This window comes from Marinobacter flavimaris (assembly GCF_002933295.1).
In the GTDB taxonomy this organism is placed as follows: domain Bacteria; phylum Pseudomonadota; class Gammaproteobacteria; order Pseudomonadales; family Oleiphilaceae; genus Marinobacter; species Marinobacter flavimaris.
The window spans coordinates 621,725-640,058 of the sequence record NZ_PSSW01000001.1; the positions used below are offsets into that span (position 1 = coordinate 621,725).

An 18,334-nucleotide genomic window follows, 5' to 3' on the forward strand; every position below is an offset into this window, starting at 1 on the left:
CATCAAGCGGGCCATAGTGCCACAACGGCGGAAGCGGGGCGAGATACGTTGGCCCGCAGGAATGCGGGCCACGCAGAGGTCTACTGCTTCACGGCCTCCGCAGCTTTGACTTTGACGTAGCTGCCGGGTGCGTCCTCAATCGCAGGAAGTTTCCCTTCGCCGGGGATGCGAGCCGGCACGTCGCCGTCTGAAAAACGGGCAATCCACTCGAGCCAGTGGGGCCACCAGGATCCCGGATGGTGTTCGGACTTCTCGAACCAGGCGTCTGCATCCGGCACCAGGGTGTCATTGGTCCAGTAGCCGTACTTTTCCTTGTAGGGCGGGTTGATAACGCCAGCGATATGGCCGGAGCCGGAGAGCACAAAGCGGACATCACCGCCGTGGGCCAGCGCCCCTTTGTAGGTGGTTTTCCATTTGGCGATGTGATCCTGTCTGGCGGACAGGAAAAAAGAGGGTACATCGATTTCGGACAGGTTGATGGACTCGCCGAGCAGATTCAGGGAATCTGGCTTCACCAGACGATTATTCAGGTACATCTGGCGCAGATAGTAACTGTGCATTCGAGCTGGCAGGTTGGTGCCGTCGGTGTTCCAGTAGAGCAGGTCAAAAGCCGCGGGCTTCTGGCCTTTAAGGTAGTTATTGGTCCAGAACGACCAGAACAGCTCGTTTTCTCTCAACAGGTTAAACGTGAATGCCATAGCGCGACCGTCCAGGTAGCCCTTGCGCTCCAGCATTTTCTCAATACCCCGGATCGAGTGATCGTTGATGAAGACACCGATTCCGCCAGGGTCCGAGAAGTCCAGAAGTGTCGTCAGATAGGTAGCACTGGCTACCGGATTACGGCCTTTTTTCTTGAGCCAGGCCAATGTTGAGCCCAGCAGGGTGCCACCGATGCAATAGCCGATCAGATTCATCTGATCTTCGCCGGTGGCTTCGGTAACCGCATCCATGGCCGCCAGTGGCCCGAGTTCCATGTAGTCTTCCCAGCCTTTGTCCCGCAGGGAGGGCCCGGGATTTCGCCAGGAAATAATAAAAACAGTCTGTCCCTGGTTGACCAACCACTGGATAAAGGAGTTCCTGGCGGTGAGGTCCAGGATGTAGTACTTGTTGATCCATGGCGGAACAATCAGCAACGGGCGTTTGCTGACGGTCTCTGTTGTTGGCGAGTACTGGATCAACTGCATCAGTTCGTTCTGGAACACGACCTTGCCAGGGGTAGTTGCCAGATTACGTCCTACCTCAAAGGCAGAGCGATCTGTCATCCCAACATTGAACAGGGAAGGATTCTGCCGCAGGTCTTCGATCAGCTGCCGTCCACCGTCAATCAGGTTCATCCCTTTGCGTTCCCACGTAATCCTGAGCACTTCCGGATTCGTGGCGGGGAAATTCGATGGCGACAGTGCGCTGGTCAGGTGTCGGGCGTAGAACAGCATCTGGTCCCGTCCTGCCGGGGGAATCCCTTCCATGCCGGCCGCCCAGTTCAGAAAGGCCTGTGAGTTGATCAGATAGGCCTGGTGGAGGACATCAAAAGGCAGATGCTTGTGCCACTCCTCGGCCTGGAAGCGTCGGTCGTCGGCCTCTGGTTCGACAACGGGCTGCTTATGCTTGCCCACGAGCCGTGCAAGGGTGTAGTGCCCCAGCGCGGCATGTTTGCGGGCCAGATCCAGTTCCGCTCCTGCAAACCGGAGCGGGTGCAGGAGCAGGTCCTCGGCCATTGTGCGGTAGGCATCGGACATTTCCGTTATCGTGGAGAGCGTTGCCGCATCCAGGACGCCAGCATCTCCCAATGCTTTCTCCAGTTGCTGCTGTCCCTGGCGGACGTTGGTTTCGAAGCCGTTGACGAGCTGACCTACGGCTTTCCCGAGCGTATCGAGACCGAACATAACTATCCCTTATTTGGCGGTTTTCGGGCCGGGCTTGGCCGATGCCTCGGGTGCTTTCTCGAACACCTTCTGAATCTGCTCCCTGCTTTCGTTGAAGTAGTCCTGCCAGGCTTTCCAGTCTGCGGTGAACTGCTCGCTCAGTGATTTCAGGGTCTCCGCCTGATCGCCAGTCAGGCTTTTCAGGCTCTCCAGATCACGGACCTCAGACACCTTTTTAGCCTGCTCCATGGTGACATCGGCATAACGTCGGAAGGCGTTCATCTGCATTTCTGCAGCCTTGCCAAATTGCTCGAACAGGGTTTCGTTCAGACGGGTCGCTTTTTCGAAAAGCTCGGTGTTCATGGTCACAACTCCTTTGCGTATGGATTTGATGGAATTCTATTCTGCCTCATCCTGCGTGACGCAATTTTGACAAGCATCAATCCCGGGTTCAGCTTATGCTTTACTGTAGGAACATGTTTTCCCGGCAAGGCAGGAGGCGCCATATGACCAACCGGAAATCCGAACTTGAAACACTGAGAGCCGACCTGACGGCCAGACTTTCCCGTTATGAGGCGCATCAGCATCGGGAAGGGGGTGCGTTAGACAAGGATTTCGAGGAGCAGGCTACCCAGACCCAGAACGACGAAGTGGTCGATTCGCTGGAAACCGAAACCCGTTCCGAACTCGCTCAGATTGAACATGCACTGGCTCGGATTGATAACGGTGTGGGTGACGAATGCGAATCCTGCGGCGAGGCCATTGACCCACGCCGCTTGCAGGTTCTGCCCTATACCACGGTTTGCGTGGATTGTGCCGAAGACTGAGTGACACCATGGAGCCACTGCAGGCATCCACGACCGGCTCGGCCGTATTCCAGACCCGGGGCCTGACGAAAACCTATGATCAGGGGGAGGTTCAGGTTCATGCCCTCCGTGGCGTAGATCTGGATCTCTATGGCGGCGAACTGGTCGTCATGCTGGGCGCTTCCGGTTCTGGCAAATCCACACTCCTTAACATTCTTGGCGGGCTGGATGTGCCATCGACCGGCGAAGTCCGGTATCGGGATTTTGATCTCAGTACTGCCGGCGACCGCGAACTCACCCGTTATCGCCGTGAACACGTGGGTTTCGTGTTCCAGTTCTATAATCTCATTCCCAGCCTCACCGCCAGGGAAAATGTGGCGGCAGTGACCGAGATAGCGACCAATCCAATGACGCCGGAAGAGGCACTTGAACTGGTTGGGCTCAAGAGCCGCATTGACCATTTTCCGGCCCAGCTTTCCGGTGGTGAACAGCAGCGCGTTGCCATTGCCCGGGCCATTGCCAAACGACCGGATGTACTCCTGTGCGACGAGCCAACCGGCGCCCTCGATTCCGCCACCGGCGTATTGGTGCTCGAGGCACTGGACAAAGCCAACCGGGAGACCGGCACGACTACCGTCATCATTACCCACAATGCTTCCATCGCCGGCATGGCGGATCGCGTGATAACGCTCTCGGACGGCAACATCAGCGGTGAGCGTCTTAATGAGCGTCGCCAGGATCCCCGTACACTGTCCTGGTAACGGTACTGAAGAGTAACAGCGATGTCCCCGAAGGGATTGAACACGGTTCTGAACGTAAAGTTACGGCGGGAACTCTGGCAGATGCGCGGTCAGGTACTGGCCATCGCACTGGTTATTGCCGGAGGCGTGGGCGTGTGCGTGATGTCTCTCGTGAACTATTCATCGCTGTTGGCAACCAGAGCCCAGTATTACGAACAACACGAATTTGCCGAGGTCTTTGCGCCGGTCAAACGGGCTCCACGCCATACTCTCAAGGACACCGCTGCGCTGCCTGGTATCGCCAGGTACGAGGGGAGGGTCGAAGGCGCTGCGAAACTGGAAATACCCGGGTTTCCGGATCCGGTGTCGGCTCGCCTGGTGTCTGTTCCGCCGGAAGGTCAGCCTGACGTCAACCGCCTTTTTATTCGCCAGGGACGGCTCCCGGCTGCTGGTCGAAGCCAGGAGATCGCAGTTATCGGAAGCTTTGCCGAAGCGCATGAGTTGGTTCTGGGAGATCAGTTTGAAGCCATTATCAACGGCCGCCGGCAGGCTCTTACGATAACCGGCATTGTTGAGTCACCGGAATTCATCTACGTCATTCCTCCGGGCGGTATGCTGCCGGACTATCAGCGGTATGGTGTTCTCTGGATGAACAGAGAGTCCCTGGAATCCGCCATGGATATGCGGGGCGCTTTCAACAGCCTGGTGGTGACGCTCAAACCTGGCCATTCTGCTGCCTCCGTCATTGATGCTCTGGATCGATTGCTGGCCCGGTATGGGGCAACGGGGGCTTTTGGCCGGGACGACCAGTTTTCCCACCGTTTTCTGAGTGACGAGCTCAATCAGTTGAAAACCATGGCGACGGTTTTCCCCCTCATTTTCATGAGTGTCGCCATGTTTTTGTTGAATGTGGTGATTGGCCGTCTGATCAGCACCCAACGGGATATCGTCGCGGTACTCAAGGCCTTCGGCTATAGCAACCGTCAGATCGCCTGGCATTACAGCAAACTGGTCATCGTGATTGCCGTCATCGGTTTGCTGGCGGGGCTTGGCCTTGGCCTATGGCTTGGACGCTCTCTCGGCGAACTGTACATGGATTATTACCGCTTTCCGGGGCTGTTGTTTCGCATTGACCCCGCATGGGTTGTGCTGCTGGGGTTGATGACAATTGTGGTCGCCTGGCTCGGTGCCTGGCGAGCCATCAGGCAGGCAGCGGCACTGCCACCCGCTGAAGCCATGAGGCCTGAGGGGCCCGCCAGGTACCGGGTGACCATAGTGGAAAAGCTGCTCTCGGGAATCCGTTTCGCCCAGCCCTCCCGAATGATCGTGCGCCAGCTCTCCCGTCGTCCGGTTCGGACCCTGTTATCCATGACTGGGGTCGCTATGGCCACTGCCATCGTGATGGTGGGAAACTTCCAGTTCGACTCGGTGTCCCTGATGGTCCACACGCAGTTTGCACGGGTTCAGCAACAGGATCTGTCCGCGACCTTTATTGATCCGGTGAACAGCGCGGCGTTGTTCGGCTTGCAGCGGCAAGCCGGGATACGTTACGTGGAGGGGCGACGCTCGGTCCCGGCACGTCTTGTTTCCGGCCATCGGGAGTGGCGAAGCGCAGTCACCGGAATACCCTCCGAGGCGCGCCTGCAATTTGTCATCGACAGTGACCTGCAGCCGGTTCCGCTCCCCAGGGAGGGGTTGTTGTTGACCGATTTTCTGGCCGATGAACTGGGTGTCGGTCCGGGAGATGTTCTGCAGCTGGAGCTCCTGGAGGGCGACCGCCGAACGGTTATGGTTCCGGTCGCCGGTATCACCAGCGAGTTTCTCGGGGTTGGTGCCTACATGGATCTGGATGCCCTCAACCGGGCACTGGGGGACGGGCCCCTGATCAATCAGGCCCTGATCAACCTGGACCCGGACAAGGCTTCGGAAGTTTATAACAGTCTTCGCGAAACCCCGGGAGTGCTTGGCCTGAGCATCCGGCAGGCCATGCTCGACAGCTTCTACGACACCCTGGCGAGAACCTTCCTGACGTTCACCTTTTTCAACAGCCTGATGGGCGGAATCATCGCTTTTGGAGTGGTCTACAACATGATCCGGATTTCACTGGCGGAAAAAGGTCGGGAGTTGGCGAGCCTGAGAGTGCTGGGATACACCCAGAATGAAGTTGCGTATATATTGTTGGGAGAGGTTGCGCTCTTGCTGTTTCTGGGTATTCCCCTCGGTTGGCTGATTGGCCAGGGTCTGGCGCTCATGATCGTTACTGCCATGCAAACCGAACTGTATCGGGTGCCCTTGACGATCACCAGCCAGACACTTGGCATGTCCGCGTTGGTCGTGGTGGTATCGGCGATCGCTTCCGGGGTTATTGCCTGGTGGCGCCTGAAACGGCTGGATCTTGTAGCGGTGTTGAAAACACGGGAATAGGTGCGAAAGCAACCGGGGAGTGAACTGAGGTTATGGCGAAAAAAGGGTTTGCCGGAAAATGGTTGTTCTGGGGGGTGTTCGTAATGCTCGCCAGTGTTGCAGTTGTGGTCACGATCCGACCCGATCCGGTCTGGGTGGATCTGGCGCCGGTAACCCGTGGCCCCATGGAAATCACTATCAAGGAGGAGGGCAAAACGCGGGTGCGTGACCGATACGTGGTTTCATCACCGGTTGCCGGCTATCTGCACAGGGTATTGCTGGAAGTGGGGGATCCGGTGATTCCGGGAGAGCTGCTGACGGAGGTTGACCCCATGCCTGCCAGCACCCTTGATGCCCGAAGTCGGGCCGAAGCGGAGGCCAAGGTGCAGTCGGCCCGCTCGGCGCTGAACTCCACTCGTCAAAAAGTGGCGGCGGCCGAGGCTGAAGCAGACCTCGCCGTGCGTGAGCTGGCCCGCCTCCAGGCACTCAGTGATGATCGTTTTGTTTCCGACGAGCGTTTGCAGCAGGCCCGGGCCACTGCGGCCAGAACCCAGGCCATTCTGCGTTCCGCGCGCTTTGACGAAGAAGTGATGGCCCACGAACTGGCAGCGGCCCGAACGCGCCTTGAGGTGTCTGCCGCGCGTGCGAACGGCGATGGAGCGGTTGAACGTGTGCCGGTCAGGTCCCCTGTAAACGGCTCTGTTTTGGGAATTGTTCGAAAAAGCGAGGGTGTGATTCAGGCCGGTGAAGCCATTCTGGAACTGGGGGATCCCGGGGCGCTTGAGGTGGTTGTGGATGTATTGAGTTTTGATGCCGTGAATCTCCAACCCGGTATGGTGACGCGCCTCACCGGGTGGGGTGGCGGCACCCTGGACGCTACTGTCCGGCGCGTTGAGCCGGTTGGATTCGAGGACGTGTCGGCCCTGGGTGTGGAAGAAAGGCGGGTACAGGTGGTTGCGGATATCACCAGTCCTGCTGATGCCTGGCAAAGCCTGGGGGACGGCTATCGGGTAGACGCCGAGTTTCTGCTCTGGCGTTCCGACAATGTCCTTCAGGTTCCGGAATCCGCCATCTTTGTCACTGATGGGCAGCACCAGGTATTCCGCGTTGTCGATGACATTGCGGTTCTGACAGACGTGTCGGTCGGTCGCACAAACGGATTTCATACAGTTATCCAGGAAGGATTGACTGAGGCAGACAACGTCGTCCGACACCCGGATCGTCAGCTTGAAGACGGCAGCCGTATCCGTCTTCGTTAATGGCCTGCATTGCACGGTCCGCCGGCTAAAATGAGAGGACATATCACGTTTGGCTGGCTAGACTGACGGCACATAAAAACAAAAAGGAGACTGGCACGGTGAACCAGTTCGATACGCTTATTGTCGGCGGCCGCTACTTTGACGGTACCGGCGGCCCCTCACGCATCGCCCATGTTGGCATCAAAGATGGGCGGGTTGCCGAAGTCTTTGACCAGCAGCCCGAACCCGGCCTTGCGACGCGCACGATTGACGCCAGCGGTTGCTGGGTAACGCCGGGATTTCTCGATACCCATACCCATTACGATGCCGAGTTGCTGGTAGCGCCGTCCCTGTCTGAATCCGTGCGTCACGGTGTCACCACGGTGCTGATCGGCAGTTGTTCCCTGAGCATGGTCTGTTCCGATCCGGAGGACGCCTCGGATATTTTTACCCGGGTGGAAACGGTCCCGAGGGAAAAAGTGCTGCCCATTCTGAAGCAGCACAAGTCCTGGCAGACACCAAAAGAGTGGGTGGCGTTCATGGACCAGCATCCACTGGGGCCCAATGTCATCAGTTTTCTTGGCCACAGTGATCTGAGAACCGCCGTGATGGGTCTTCATCGCGCCACCGACAGGAACGTGACGCCGACTCCCGAAGAACAGCAAAAAATGGAGGCTCTGCTGGAGGAGGCGCTGCAGGAAGGATTCCTCGGTCTTTCCACCATGTGCCTGAAATGGGACAAGGTGGACGGTGATCGGGAGTGGTCCAAGAGCCTGCCAAGCACTTACGCCCGCTGGCGGGAGGTCAGCCGTCTGAATGCACTTTTGCGCCGGTACGGGCGGGTGCACCAGGGCGCACCGAATGCGGCCAATCCGTTGCAGGTGACCCAGTACCTGAAAGAGACCCTGGGCTGGTTGAGAAAGCCGCTGAAAACAACCCTCATTGCGATGATCGACCTCAAGGGTAACCCCACGGTCAAACCAATGGCAAGTCTGGTCGGATGGCTCGCCAACAGCTTTGGAGGTAATTTTCGCTGGCAGCTGCTCCCGACGCCGTTCACGGTCTATGCCGATGGCATGGATATCGTGCTGTTCGAAGAATTCGGTGCCGGTGAAATGGCCCTGGATATTCGGGATCAGCTTGAGCGCAACGATCTCCTCAAGGACGAACAGTACCGCCGGAAATTCCGGAAATTCTATAAGGAAAAGCTCTCTCCGCGCGTTTGGCAGCGGGATTTCGGTGATGCTGTCATTCTCGATTGCCCGGACAAGAGTGTCGTCGGGCGAAACTTCGCTGAACTGGCGGCAGACCGCGGCATCCATGTTGTCGATTTCTTCCTCGACATGGTGGTGGCCCATGGACGTTCGCTGCGCTGGTTTACCACGGTGGGGAATCACAGAAAGGATAGGCTCCGAAAAATGGTAACCAATCCGGGCGCGCTGATCACCTTCTCCGATGCCGGCGCCCACATCCGGAATATGGCCTTCTACAACTTGCCGCTTCGGTTTCTGAAGCTGGTGAATGAAAGCCACGGGGAGGGCGAGCCGATCATGTCCCTCGAACGGGCCGTGCACCGATTGACCGGCGAACAGGCAGATTGGCTTGGCGTTGATGCAGGTCATATCAGGGCAGGGGACCGGGCCGATATAACGGTACTTGATCCCCGTGGCCTTGATCAGGATCTGGAGCAGGTTGAATGGGGCGAGATGGAAAACTTCGGACTGGAAAGAATGGTTAACCGTGTCCCTGGTTGTGTCAGAGAGGTGCTGATCAATGGCCGGCCTGCGGTAACGAATGGTGAGGTGCAACCTGCGTTGGGCAGGGAATCTGGATACGGACACTTCCTGCGCGCCGGGGCGTCTGGATAATCACGGACAAAAGGAAACTTATGAGCCAGCGATTTGCACCCGCAGTCTGGGTGGTGGTCTTCCTTGCTGTATTTGTCTGGTCTGCCATCGAGCCCACGGATCGGGCCACATGGGTTCTGGAAGTGCTGCCTGCCGCCGTTGGTTTCGCAGCGGTTGTCTGGTGTTTCTTCCGTTATCCACTTACGCCGCTGGTTTATGTGTTGATTCTGGTGCATGCCATCATTTTGATGGTTGGCGGGCACTATACCTATGCGGAAGTACCTTTGTTCGACTGGTTTCGGGAATGGTTCGACTGGGAGCGTAACAACTACGACAAGCTTGGCCATCTGGCGCAGGGTTTTATCCCCGCAATGGTCGCCAGGGAAGTGGTTATTCGTTTCGAGGTGTTCTCCAGTCGCCGCTGGGCTGCGTTTTTTATTGTCTGCTTCTGCCTTGCGGTAAGCGCCTTTTACGAGTTGATTGAATGGTGGGTAGCCTTGCTCAGTGACGAAGCCGCCGAGGCATTTCTGGGCACCCAGGGTTACGTCTGGGACACTCAGTCGGATATGGCCTGGGCATTGTCCGGGGCCATCCTGGCGCTTATCCTGCTTGGGCGTTTTCATGATCGCCAGCTTCAGGAGCTATGACGCTGTGCCGCGAGCCGGAGTGGAATGTCTGATTAATGGAACAGGACTGTATGTCGGAAGAACTCAATGCTGACAACCAACCGGAGGGAATGCCCCGCAGCCAGGTGATCGGGCTCATCCTCGGAGCCGCGTTTCTTCTGGCGACTATTCTCCTTCCACCTCCTGAAACCATGTCTGGGCAAGCATGGTCCGCCCTTGGATTGATGCTGCTCATGGCGACCTGGTGGTCCACCGAGGCCATTCCGATCCCCGCCACTGCCCTGTTACCGATCGTGCTGGTTCCCGCGCTCGGGCTTGGAACCGTTGGTGAAGCCACCGAGCCCTATGCCAATCCAATCATTTTCCTGTTCCTGGGGGGATTTACCCTCGGGCTTGCGATGCAGAGGTGGAACCTGCACCGGCGAATCGCCCTTATGACGCTGAAGGCTGTGGGTAGCAAGCCCCGACGCCAGATTGCCGGATTCATGCTGGCCACGGCCTTTCTGAGCATGTGGGTCAGCAATACGGCAACCGCCATTATGATGCTGCCGATTGGTCTGTCGGTGGTAGCCATGATGGATACCAATGATAACCCTGAGGGCGTTCGGCGTTATGCCACGGCCCTGCTGCTGGCTATCGCTTATTCTGCCAGTATCGGTGGCATTGCCACACTGATTGGCACACCGCCAAATGCCTTGCTGGCCGCCTACCTGAGCGAAAACCAGGGGGTCTCCGTGGGCTTTGCCCAATGGATGCTTCTTGGCGTTCCGGTAACGATCGTAATGCTGGTTCTGGCGTGGTGGTGGCTGACCCGCCGGGACTTCGGTCTTGGCAAGTCTGGCGACGGTGGCAAGGCTATTCGGCAAGAGCTTGAGGCGTTGGGCTCGCTCGGAAAGGGCGAAAAGCTCGTGGCACTGGTGTTCCTTGTTACGGCAAGTGCCTGGATCTTCAGGCCTCTGTTATCCGACAGATTGATGCCCTGGCTAAGCGACACCGGCATTGCCATTGCTGCGGCCATCGCCATGTTCCTGATCCCGGTGAATACCCGCAACCGTGAATTTCTGCTGGACTGGGAAACCGCAAAGGCTATTCCCTGGGGCGTACTGCTCCTGTTTGGCGGGGGGCTGGCCATGGCCGGCGTGATCAGCAGTTCGGGCCTTGCGGAGTGGATCGCTCAAAGTCTCGGAGTGGCCGGCGCCCTGCCGATGCTCGTCATGATCCTGCTGGTGGTTGGCGTGATCATTTTTCTGACCGAAGTTACCAGCAATACAGCGACTGCGGCGGCGTTTCTGCCGTTGCTGGGGGCGCTGGCCCTTAGTCAGGGGGTGTCGCCGTTGCTACTGACAGTACCGGCTGCAATTGCCGCCAGTTGTGCCTTCATGATGCCGGTAGCTACCCCGCCCAATGCCATCGTGTTCTCCAGTGGCCACATGCAGATCGGCGACATGATCAGAGCCGGATTCGCCCTGAACCTGCTCGGCATTGTGGTGGTGACTGTCCTGAGCTATCTGCTACTCGGAGTGGTCTTTACCCTCTGACCCTCATCAGGCCCGGCAACCGGGCCTGCCGCCTTATTCCTCCCGATGTCTTGAAGCAGTTCTCAATTCGCCTCCGTAAGGCCCCTCCTGCAGCGACAGATTTGAGGCACAGTTATCTTTAAGGGCGCAGGCTTTTCGGTATCTTACCGTAACAACATGTAACCCGATGAATAACGGGGCCAATAAAAACAGGGACTTCGTCTGACATGCTGCTGGTGCTCGCTGGATCCATTCTTACATTCACCATGGTGCAGGAAGCCACCGTGGTGGAGCCTTTTGAGAAGGGTCAGATTGTTATTGAGCAGGACGTGGATTCGAGCCCGATAAAGTTGCGATCGGATGTCAGGGTCGAGCCACTGGTGGAGCAGAAGTTCCGCAACATCGTTCGTCAGGCCTATGACTACAGCTGCGGAAGTGCAGCGCTGACCACCGTGCTGAACTTCTACCTGGGTCGGACCCTGTCGGAACGTCAGGTCATGGAGGGGCTGCTTCATTACGGCGAAAGCGAACGTATCGTGGAACGTCGCGCCTTTTCCATGCTGGATATGAAGCGACTGGTGACAGCGCTCGGTTATCCCTCAGGCGGCTTCCGGGCAACGATTGATGACCTCAAGGATCTTGATCACCCGGCGATCGTGCCCATCCATCACGCGGGTTTCAAACACTTCGTGGTGTTGAGGACGATTCGCGACGGGCGTGCCTATCTGGCAGACCCCTCGGTAGGGAATATCTCCTTCACGCTGGCTCAGTTCGAGGAAAAGTGGGACGACAATGTGCTCTTCATTGTCTTCCCGGGCAGCGATAAGCCACTGGACAACCTCGAGCTGAAGGAAGAAGACCTTCGCTTTGTGGATGACCAGACAATGACCCTTCTGGCGCTGGAAAGGATACCGGCGTTTCACGAGTCCACCCAGCGGCGGATCCAGAATCTGCTTGAACGCCAGAAAAACAATCCCGACGGCAGTGTGGAGAACACCCGCAAGCAGTTGCACTACCGTCGGAACTAATTTACCGGGTAGTCCCGGGTCAGGAACACTACAAATAAAATAAGGGAGTCAGGATGAATCGTTGGTTTGTGCGAGGTTTTATCCTTGTTTCCACGGCAGGTCTGCTTCCGGGCATGGCCCTGGGGCAGGAAGGGAGTGTGGATCAGGCGCGGGAAGCCCTGGCCAAACAAGAGGGCGACGAAGATGCTTCGCAACAACTGGAGGAAGTGTTCCAGGCTGCCGAGAAGAACTATTCGTTGCAGAAAAAGGGCTCTCATTCCCTGAATTACTCGTTCGATTATTCCTACACCGCGGACCAGCGTCTTGACCTGGCCATTACCAATGGATCGGTGAGAAACCTGGATGTGGTGCCATCGGCGACCCACAGCTTTACGAATTCCTTTTCCTACGATTATGGCCTGCTGGACAACCTGACGGTCGGAACCCGAATTCCGCTGGTGGTCAAATACGACACTCAGGATGAGCTCAACGTCTATGACTTTGGCGATATTTCATTTACCGGGCGCTGGCAGCCGTTCGCCTATGTGCCCGGAAAGATGTCGACCACGCTGTTTGGAACCCTGTCCACCAAGACCGGCGTCAGTCCCTACGAGATCGATATCAACGAGCAGCTGTCTACTGGTAGCGGTTACTATTCGATCGGCGGCGGCGCAAGCCTTTCCAAAGTCCTCGATCCGGTGGTGATCTTCGGGTCCGTCAGTGCCACCTATAACTTGCCGGCTGAAAACCTGCAGCAGGTAAGGGGTGCGCGGCTTCTTGAAGAGGTGGATCCAGGGTTCGGGCTGTCCGGCTCGGCGGGTTTTGCCTATTCCCTGTCTTACGATATTTCACTGAGTATTTCCGCTCAGCTCAGCTACAGCGATGAAACCATCCTCACTTTCTCCAATGGCGATCAGGCCGTTGCCCAGGACCAGATGACCGGTTTCCTTAGCATGTCATTGGGAACGCGCATCAGCGATACCACTATCGTGAATACCAGTCTCGGGATTGGTCTCACCGAGGACGCCCCGGACTTTTCTCTTGGGGTCTCCCTGCCCATTAACTTCTCCGGTCTCAAAGAGTGATTGGTGTCGTTGACGATCTACGGGAAGGGAAGGACTTCATGGGACAGAAAATCCACAACCGTCAGATTCTCGCGGCGCTGATTGCCACGACCCTATCGTGTGGTGCCCAGGCCCAGCTGGCGCAGAACCTGACCATTCACCCCAAGGCGCTGGCGCTCGGCAATGCCGTGACTGCCGATCCGCCGGGGATCATGGCCATTCACTACAATCCAGCGGGCCTGACCAAACTGGATGGGCGCCAGCTGGAAGTAAACCTGATGAGCGTCTATCTCGACATTGACGCAGACTTCACAGCGCCGGAAGGGTATGAGATTTTCGGTATCGACGGCCTCGAAACGGATCCGCTGACCGGAAAGCAACGGGATCCTGTTGCCAATACTCACAGCCACACCAACAACGTGGCCCTGTATTTGCCCGGATACGGTATTCTTCGCGCGCCTCCGGGGCCGGCGCTGGCCCCTTCGGCGGGGATCAGTATCAACCCGCCGGGCTCGAAACTGACCTTTGGTAATGCGTTCTACCTGCCGCTGGCGGCCGGCTTTTATCGCGACAAGGACGACCCTGGCCGTTACCAGCCCCAGGCCACGGCGCTGCAGCGCACGACTTATCTCTCACCCACGGTCGGTTATGAAATCAATGACGACTGGTCCGTGGGTGCCGGTATCCACCTGTCCCATATGGGAATCGCGGCAGACCAGTACATGCGGGCGCCCAACCTGCTGCTGGGGGTGGCTGAAGTTCTGCAGGACGCATTCAACTGCGAGAGTGGTGACGAACCCCTGCAGCCCTGGCTAGCGCTTTGTGGCGGTAATGTCGGTCCCTGGGATGACATTGGTGCCCTGAACATCAATGTTCAGGAAACCCTGTCACCCACCTATGCACTAGGGGTGATGTGGGAGCCAACTGATTGGTTCAGCTGGGGGGCGAGCTATACCTCTGAAGCTGAAATGAACATGAAGGGCACCTTCGAAATCCAGTACACCGATGACTGGTCCGGCTTCTGGCAGAGCGTTAACGGATCCGTGCTGGGTGCGATTACCTCGGCGATCCTGAGTCTTCCGTCAGGTGCGCCCAAGGAATCCGGCAACGTCAGTATGGATCTGGTCTACCCCCAGCACTTCCAGACCGGCATCAGCGTTGATGTGCACCCAAAGCTGACCCTCAACGCTGATATCGGCTGGACCGATTATGAACAGTGGGATGCCTTCGTTTTCCGGTTCGACCGCAACCTGGAGTTCCTCAATGCGGCGCGGATCCTGTCACCGGACAATGCCACTCCAAACACCCTGAGGCTGCCTCTGGGGTTCAAGAGCCAGTGGAACTGGGCGTTTGGTATGGAGTTTCATGCGTCTTCCCGTCTGGACCTGCGTGCCGGCGTGGAAATACGGGATTCCGTTATCCCGGATGATCAGCGACAGGTCATGGCGCCGTTTGGTGGGGCGAATCTCTACAGCATTGGTATGGGGTACCAGTGGGACAAGGACACCGAGATTGACATGAATCTCAGTTACCTTCACTCGGTGGAGTCGATTCCCGCGGACACCAGCTGTAACGTAAACTGCGACAACATCACCAACATTATTTATAACCCGTATGCGGGGCTCGATATCAAGACATCGCTGCGGGTCGTCATGGCTGGCTTGAGTTTCCGGACCAGGTTCTGAGTGGTGCCATTAACCTGAAGGTAGTCATTTGCAGTGATGAACGCTTCGCTATTGAAACCCGCTTCGTGCCTTTTCCTGGCCGCCTTGCTCGGAGGCTGCCAGATAGGGGGCTCCACGATCACCGAAAGGGAAGGCTATTTTACCTGGGTAGACGAGCAGGGCAGGGTTCGATATTCGCCGATCGTTGAGGCTGCAACCAGGGGGACGGCTGACCATGCCGGGGCGTCCCGTGATCAAGCGTCCGCCGAGGGACCGGCCCGCTCAGAGAGTGACGCGAGCCCCGAGACAGGGCTGAAAGAAGAAACCGAGTACACGCTTGAAAACTATCCGGATGCCGAAGCGCTTGCGAAAGACGGTTACGTTCGGCCGGGCGAGCGGCAGCCCTATTTCACCTGGCGCGACGCCGAGGGCAATGTACGCGTTAGCTATTACCGACCAGATACCCGCTCTGACCTTGAGAAAGGGCTGGTTGAACCGCCTGTCCAGATCACTGAAGCCAGCGTTTACCAGACAGGCCCCGCTGTAGCGGGCGCTGCTCCCGTAGAGGGTTATGATCCGGACGCCTTCGCGATATTGGGTCTTGAAGCTAAAACCGATGATTATTTTGCCCGGTTTTCAGCCAGCTGTTGTGAATCCATGGATGTTTCTGATCGGCAAAGCTGGCAATCGGGAAGGGAATTCGGCGTTACCGTCGCTGACGACTCAGCCACCCATCCGTTTCTCACCGGCACCAGCCCCTATCAACTGATTGAACTCCCGGACCCGGGCGCGCATCGCAGTCTGGTTATCCGCCTGCGCTCCTATGCCAAAGACGGCGTGTTCGTGCCCTCGCTGGTGTTTCTCGATGAGTCGATGGCACCGTTGAGGCTGGTAACAGATCTGGTGATGGATTTTACCCCGGAGAACTGGCATCGGCGCGGTTACCTGGAAGCATGGGTGCCCGCTTTCCCGGGACAGGACGAGCGTTGGCTGGTCCTGTTTACACGAGATGAAGACCTGAACGGTCAGACTGTTATCGAAACCCCCGCCGGCCCCCGCAAAATCCCCCACATCAGGCACGGTGAAATCGGCCTGATGCAGGTGGAGGAATGAGGTTTCAGTCCTCTGGCCTGTTAAGATCCAGCCACTGTTGCGACAGCCAGTAGTAGCTGCCATCGCTTGCAGGGTGGGTGCAGTTGTAACGGAATCTCCTGCTATTGAAGGCTTTAGGGGCCTCTACCGCTACATTGCCATCAGTCACGTTAAAGTCGATGCGTCCCTGGCCGGAGGCAAAGCAGGTCAACCTGTTGGCATCAATGGGATCAACCAGCGGGAAAACCAGGGTCGGCGGATTCTCCGAAATCACCCCGTCCGGCAGCATGCCGGTATCAACAGGGAAGGCTTTGCTGCGAAGCTTGTTTTCAAGGCTTCCCAACTGGCCGTAGGCGTTTGCCATCGGGAAACGCGGCAATCGGGTTTTCTCGGTTTGTTGGCCGATGGCGCCAGATTGCTGGCCAAAACCGTACCAGCCCCGCTCAGCCACTTTGCGCTCCAGTGCTTCGTCGAACTCGCCATAAGGGTACGCAAACATGGGGGCAGGCGCCTTCAATTCCCTTGAGAGGGTCGCCTGGGCTGAGTCGAGACTGCTGGTAACCCTGGCTTGCCAGTCACTCTGACTTTCGTTCGGTTTACGGGCAAGATGCCCATGGTCAGCGCTGTGGTTGGCAATGGTTACGCCCGGTCGTTCGGCCAACTCCCGAATCTGATCCCAGGTCATGTAGCCGGTTCGGCCAACGGCTTCCGTATTTACAAAAATCGTGTAGGGGTAGGCCTTTTCGGCCAGCAGTGGTGCCGCCGTATGGTAGACGGAGTCGTAGGCGTCATCAAAGGTAATGGCGATGCGATTGCCTTGTTCATCGGTACCGGCCAGCGTTGTTTCGGTGCCTTCCTGTAGATCCACAACGTCCAGCTCCAGATCCGAGATCATGTCCAACTGGCCCTCGAACAGGGATACAGACGTGCTGGTGGCGGGCGGCGTTGAATCACTGACATGATGATACTGCAGAACAACGAGGTCTGCCCGGGCCGAGGTTGCGGTCGACATAACCGCGACAGCCAGGGTAATTTTCAGGAATGCTTTGAGCGGCATATCGTCTCCTGTGTTTCTTCGCTCCGACGCGATCAAACCGGCCGGTCAGATGTTGTGACGGAAGTGTGCTTTGAGTACGGCAAAGGCCTGATTCAGATCCTGAATGGTTTCGGTCTTGCCTCCGCGATCCGGGTGGGCGTTCATAACCGCCCGACGGAAACGCTTCTTGACGGTCGGGAAATCAGAAGGGACAGCCTGGAAGCCCAGTATTTCCGCTGCTTCCCGTGTTTCGGCCTGGGCCGGTGCCTGCCCGGGCGCACCGGCCCAGAAATCATTCATCATCCGTTGGATCGCTTCCTCCGGCAGACGGTATTGGGAGAGATCCAGATAGAATTGACGAAGCGTGTCGACACTGTCCGGAACGCCCTCGCCACTGACCACACTCTGCTTTTCGATGCGTATATTGAGAGGCGATATCTGGAGGCTTTCGCCGGCCTCGGACAACTGGTCCCGAAGACGGTAGAGTACGTGGAACAGCAGAAAATGAACCGGGTAGAGTTTTTCGGGTTCGCTGAAAACAACGTCTCCAAGCAACTCCCACGGTTGCCCCTGGATCGCCTTGATCAGCGACAGCTCATTCATGCCCGCCGGTGTTGACCGGATTTCATGCTCAACAGCCACCAGCAGGTGTTGAATCTGCTGCTCCAGGCAGTCATCTTCGTTCACCGCTCCAGGGTAGGACATTTTGATCGGGGCTTGGCTTTCGGTCATGGAGTCCATGGTAGGGTACTCCCGGCCATCAGGGAAGTGCAGCCAGCCGCGGAAGCCCGCCCATGAACAGGGCGGTCGAGAATCGGGTTGCGGTCAACGCTTCAGCTTCCGCTGAATCCGGGTTCCTGTGGGCCCGCCTGGCAAGCGTCAGGCTGGTCTCATAGGCGACGCCGAAAAAAGCGGCACACAGGTATTCATGATCGATCTGCGGAAGCAGTCCCCGCGCCATCGCCTCGCGCACATCGTCTTCCAGGGACAGCATGGTCAGACCGAGAATATCCGAACCAAACAGCTCCCGTAGCGCTCGATCATTTCGGTGCGCGAGCTCGTAAACCAGTGGATCCCGGGCGGTCGCAGTGAATAAAGCCATGTAGGCGTAGTGGATAAAATCTTCTGTGGTGTCCGCAGCGCGCCGATGGCGCGTGAGGTTGTTATTCAGGTTGGTCAGGAAGTCAGTGAGCAGGGCGGCGAAGATGTCCTGCTTGCTGGAGAAATAATTGTAGAAGGTACCGGCGGCAAGACCGGTGCGGCGGACGATGTCGCGGATGGTCGATTTTTCATATCCCCGCTCGCGAAAACATTCCCTCGCCGCGAGCAGGATAGCCCTCCGGTTCCGGATGCGGTTCTGTTCCCGTTTACCAGCGGCTTCTTCACTCGATTGCAACGTATCCATGTTGGTATCCTGTCCCTGAATCCATGT

General features: G+C 57.5%; 16 protein-coding genes. 11 read left to right on the plus strand and 5 right to left on the minus strand.

The genetic code is table 11. From position 1 onward, the window contains the following. Positions 1 to 80: 80 nt before the first annotated feature. Together MDHKLMBL_RS02865 and MDHKLMBL_RS02870 are read right to left on the minus strand one after the other, a co-directional pair. On the minus strand, positions 81 to 1,883 hold the full coding sequence (locus MDHKLMBL_RS02865) for a PHA/PHB synthase family protein (RefSeq protein ID WP_104270060.1): 1,803 nt from the start codon (positions 1,881 to 1,883) through the stop codon (positions 81 to 83). Positions 1,884 to 1,892: 9 nt separating this feature from the next. Further along, a complete protein-coding gene (locus MDHKLMBL_RS02870) occupies positions 1,893 to 2,225 on the minus strand; it encodes a phasin family protein (RefSeq protein WP_008174685.1) in 333 nt (110 codons plus the stop codon). Between the two features lie 143 nt (positions 2,226 to 2,368). Between MDHKLMBL_RS02870 and MDHKLMBL_RS02875 the strand changes: the two genes are divergently transcribed. The 11 genes from MDHKLMBL_RS02875 to MDHKLMBL_RS02925 all read left to right on the plus strand — a co-directional run bounded on the left by MDHKLMBL_RS02875 (position 2,369) and on the right by MDHKLMBL_RS02925 (position 15,887). Beyond that, positions 2,369 to 2,689, plus strand: a complete 321-nt coding sequence (locus tag MDHKLMBL_RS02875; RefSeq protein ID WP_008174687.1) for a TraR/DksA family transcriptional regulator — start codon at positions 2,369 to 2,371, stop codon at positions 2,687 to 2,689. Positions 2,690 to 2,697: 8 nt separating this feature from the next. Beyond that, on the plus strand, positions 2,698 to 3,429 hold the full coding sequence (locus MDHKLMBL_RS02880) for an ABC transporter ATP-binding protein (protein ID WP_008174689.1): 732 nt from the start codon (positions 2,698 to 2,700) through the stop codon (positions 3,427 to 3,429). Positions 3,430 to 3,450: 21 nt separating this feature from the next. After that, positions 3,451 to 5,832 (plus strand): ABC transporter permease, encoded by a 2,382-nt coding sequence (locus MDHKLMBL_RS02885; protein WP_104270061.1) that lies wholly within the window; start codon positions 3,451 to 3,453, stop codon positions 5,830 to 5,832. A gap of 32 nt (positions 5,833 to 5,864) precedes the next feature. Beyond that, a complete protein-coding gene (locus tag MDHKLMBL_RS02890; protein WP_008174693.1) occupies positions 5,865 to 7,070 on the plus strand; it encodes an efflux RND transporter periplasmic adaptor subunit in 1,206 nt (401 codons plus the stop codon). 98 nt (positions 7,071 to 7,168) lie between these two features. Beyond that, positions 7,169 to 8,917 (plus strand): N-acyl-D-amino-acid deacylase family protein, encoded by a 1,749-nt coding sequence (locus MDHKLMBL_RS02895; protein WP_104270062.1) that lies wholly within the window; start codon positions 7,169 to 7,171, stop codon positions 8,915 to 8,917. A 20-nt stretch (positions 8,918 to 8,937) separates the two neighbouring features. Then, positions 8,938 to 9,543 carry a DUF2238 domain-containing protein gene (locus MDHKLMBL_RS02900; protein ID WP_104270063.1) on the plus strand — a complete coding sequence of 202 codons (606 nt, stop codon included), beginning with the start codon at positions 8,938 to 8,940 and terminating at the stop codon, positions 9,541 to 9,543. Positions 9,544 to 9,593: 50 nt separating this feature from the next. After that, complete coding sequence (locus tag MDHKLMBL_RS02905; RefSeq protein ID WP_104270141.1) at positions 9,594 to 11,060, plus strand: SLC13 family permease; 1,467 nt, start codon at positions 9,594 to 9,596, stop codon at positions 11,058 to 11,060. 206 nt (positions 11,061 to 11,266) lie between these two features. After that, positions 11,267 to 12,067, plus strand: a complete 801-nt coding sequence (locus tag MDHKLMBL_RS02910; RefSeq protein ID WP_014577465.1) for a C39 family peptidase — start codon at positions 11,267 to 11,269, stop codon at positions 12,065 to 12,067. Between the two features lie 53 nt (positions 12,068 to 12,120). Beyond that, the gene (locus MDHKLMBL_RS02915; RefSeq protein WP_104270064.1) at positions 12,121 to 13,131 is read left to right on the plus strand and encodes a flagellar protein FilC; all 1,011 of its coding nucleotides are present in this window, start codon (positions 12,121 to 12,123) and stop codon (positions 13,129 to 13,131) included. A gap of 38 nt (positions 13,132 to 13,169) precedes the next feature. After that, positions 13,170 to 14,795: an OmpP1/FadL family transporter gene (locus MDHKLMBL_RS02920; protein WP_041645286.1), complete on the plus strand. Its 1,626-nt coding sequence runs from the start codon at positions 13,170 to 13,172 to the stop codon at positions 14,793 to 14,795. 36 nt (positions 14,796 to 14,831) lie between these two features. Continuing rightward, a complete protein-coding gene (locus MDHKLMBL_RS02925) occupies positions 14,832 to 15,887 on the plus strand; it encodes a MalM family protein (protein WP_104270065.1) in 1,056 nt (351 codons plus the stop codon). Between the two features lie 4 nt (positions 15,888 to 15,891). Here the strand turns inward: MDHKLMBL_RS02925 and MDHKLMBL_RS02930 are convergent, their stop codons facing one another. From MDHKLMBL_RS02930 to MDHKLMBL_RS02940, 3 genes are read right to left on the minus strand one after another with little or no spacing between them, the layout of a single operon-like run. Further along, positions 15,892 to 16,923 carry a polysaccharide deacetylase family protein gene (locus tag MDHKLMBL_RS02930; protein WP_104270066.1) on the minus strand — a complete coding sequence of 344 codons (1,032 nt, stop codon included), beginning with the start codon at positions 16,921 to 16,923 and terminating at the stop codon, positions 15,892 to 15,894. Between the two features lie 45 nt (positions 16,924 to 16,968). Further along, positions 16,969 to 17,643 carry a DNA-J related domain-containing protein gene (locus MDHKLMBL_RS02935; protein ID WP_104270067.1) on the minus strand — a complete coding sequence of 225 codons (675 nt, stop codon included), beginning with the start codon at positions 17,641 to 17,643 and terminating at the stop codon, positions 16,969 to 16,971. 19 nt (positions 17,644 to 17,662) lie between these two features. After that, positions 17,663 to 18,307 (minus strand): TetR/AcrR family transcriptional regulator, encoded by a 645-nt coding sequence (locus tag MDHKLMBL_RS02940; RefSeq protein WP_014577459.1) that lies wholly within the window; start codon positions 18,305 to 18,307, stop codon positions 17,663 to 17,665. Between the last annotated feature and the right edge of the window lie 27 nt (positions 18,308 to 18,334).

What these genes read in the sequence shown, in the direction of transcription:
- MDHKLMBL_RS02880 (WP_008174689.1), top strand. Translation starts at nt 2,698, where the DNA reads ATGGAGCCACTGCAGGCATCCACGACCGGCTCGGCCGTATTCCAGACC.
- MDHKLMBL_RS02865 (WP_104270060.1), bottom strand. Translation starts at nt 1,883, where the DNA reads ATGTTCGGTCTCGATACGCTCGGGAAAGCCGTAGGTCAGCTCGTCAAC.
- MDHKLMBL_RS02920 (WP_041645286.1), top strand. Translation starts at nt 13,170, where the DNA reads ATGGGACAGAAAATCCACAACCGTCAGATTCTCGCGGCGCTGATTGCC.
- MDHKLMBL_RS02900 (WP_104270063.1), top strand. Translation starts at nt 8,938, where the DNA reads ATGAGCCAGCGATTTGCACCCGCAGTCTGGGTGGTGGTCTTCCTTGCT.
- MDHKLMBL_RS02870 (WP_008174685.1), bottom strand. Translation starts at nt 2,225, where the DNA reads ATGAACACCGAGCTTTTCGAAAAAGCGACCCGTCTGAACGAAACCCTG.
- MDHKLMBL_RS02875 (WP_008174687.1), top strand. Translation starts at nt 2,369, where the DNA reads ATGACCAACCGGAAATCCGAACTTGAAACACTGAGAGCCGACCTGACG.
- MDHKLMBL_RS02935 (WP_104270067.1), bottom strand. Translation starts at nt 17,643, where the DNA reads ATGGACTCCATGACCGAAAGCCAAGCCCCGATCAAAATGTCCTACCCT.
- MDHKLMBL_RS02940 (WP_014577459.1), bottom strand. Translation starts at nt 18,307, where the DNA reads ATGGATACGTTGCAATCGAGTGAAGAAGCCGCTGGTAAACGGGAACAG.
- MDHKLMBL_RS02890 (WP_008174693.1), top strand. Translation starts at nt 5,865, where the DNA reads ATGGCGAAAAAAGGGTTTGCCGGAAAATGGTTGTTCTGGGGGGTGTTC.
- MDHKLMBL_RS02930 (WP_104270066.1), bottom strand. Translation starts at nt 16,923, where the DNA reads ATGCCGCTCAAAGCATTCCTGAAAATTACCCTGGCTGTCGCGGTTATG.
- MDHKLMBL_RS02905 (WP_104270141.1), top strand. Translation starts at nt 9,594, where the DNA reads ATGTCGGAAGAACTCAATGCTGACAACCAACCGGAGGGAATGCCCCGC.
- MDHKLMBL_RS02910 (WP_014577465.1), top strand. Translation starts at nt 11,267, where the DNA reads ATGCTGCTGGTGCTCGCTGGATCCATTCTTACATTCACCATGGTGCAG.
- MDHKLMBL_RS02915 (WP_104270064.1), top strand. Translation starts at nt 12,121, where the DNA reads ATGAATCGTTGGTTTGTGCGAGGTTTTATCCTTGTTTCCACGGCAGGT.
- MDHKLMBL_RS02925 (WP_104270065.1), top strand. Translation starts at nt 14,832, where the DNA reads ATGAACGCTTCGCTATTGAAACCCGCTTCGTGCCTTTTCCTGGCCGCC.
- MDHKLMBL_RS02885 (WP_104270061.1), top strand. Translation starts at nt 3,451, where the DNA reads ATGTCCCCGAAGGGATTGAACACGGTTCTGAACGTAAAGTTACGGCGG.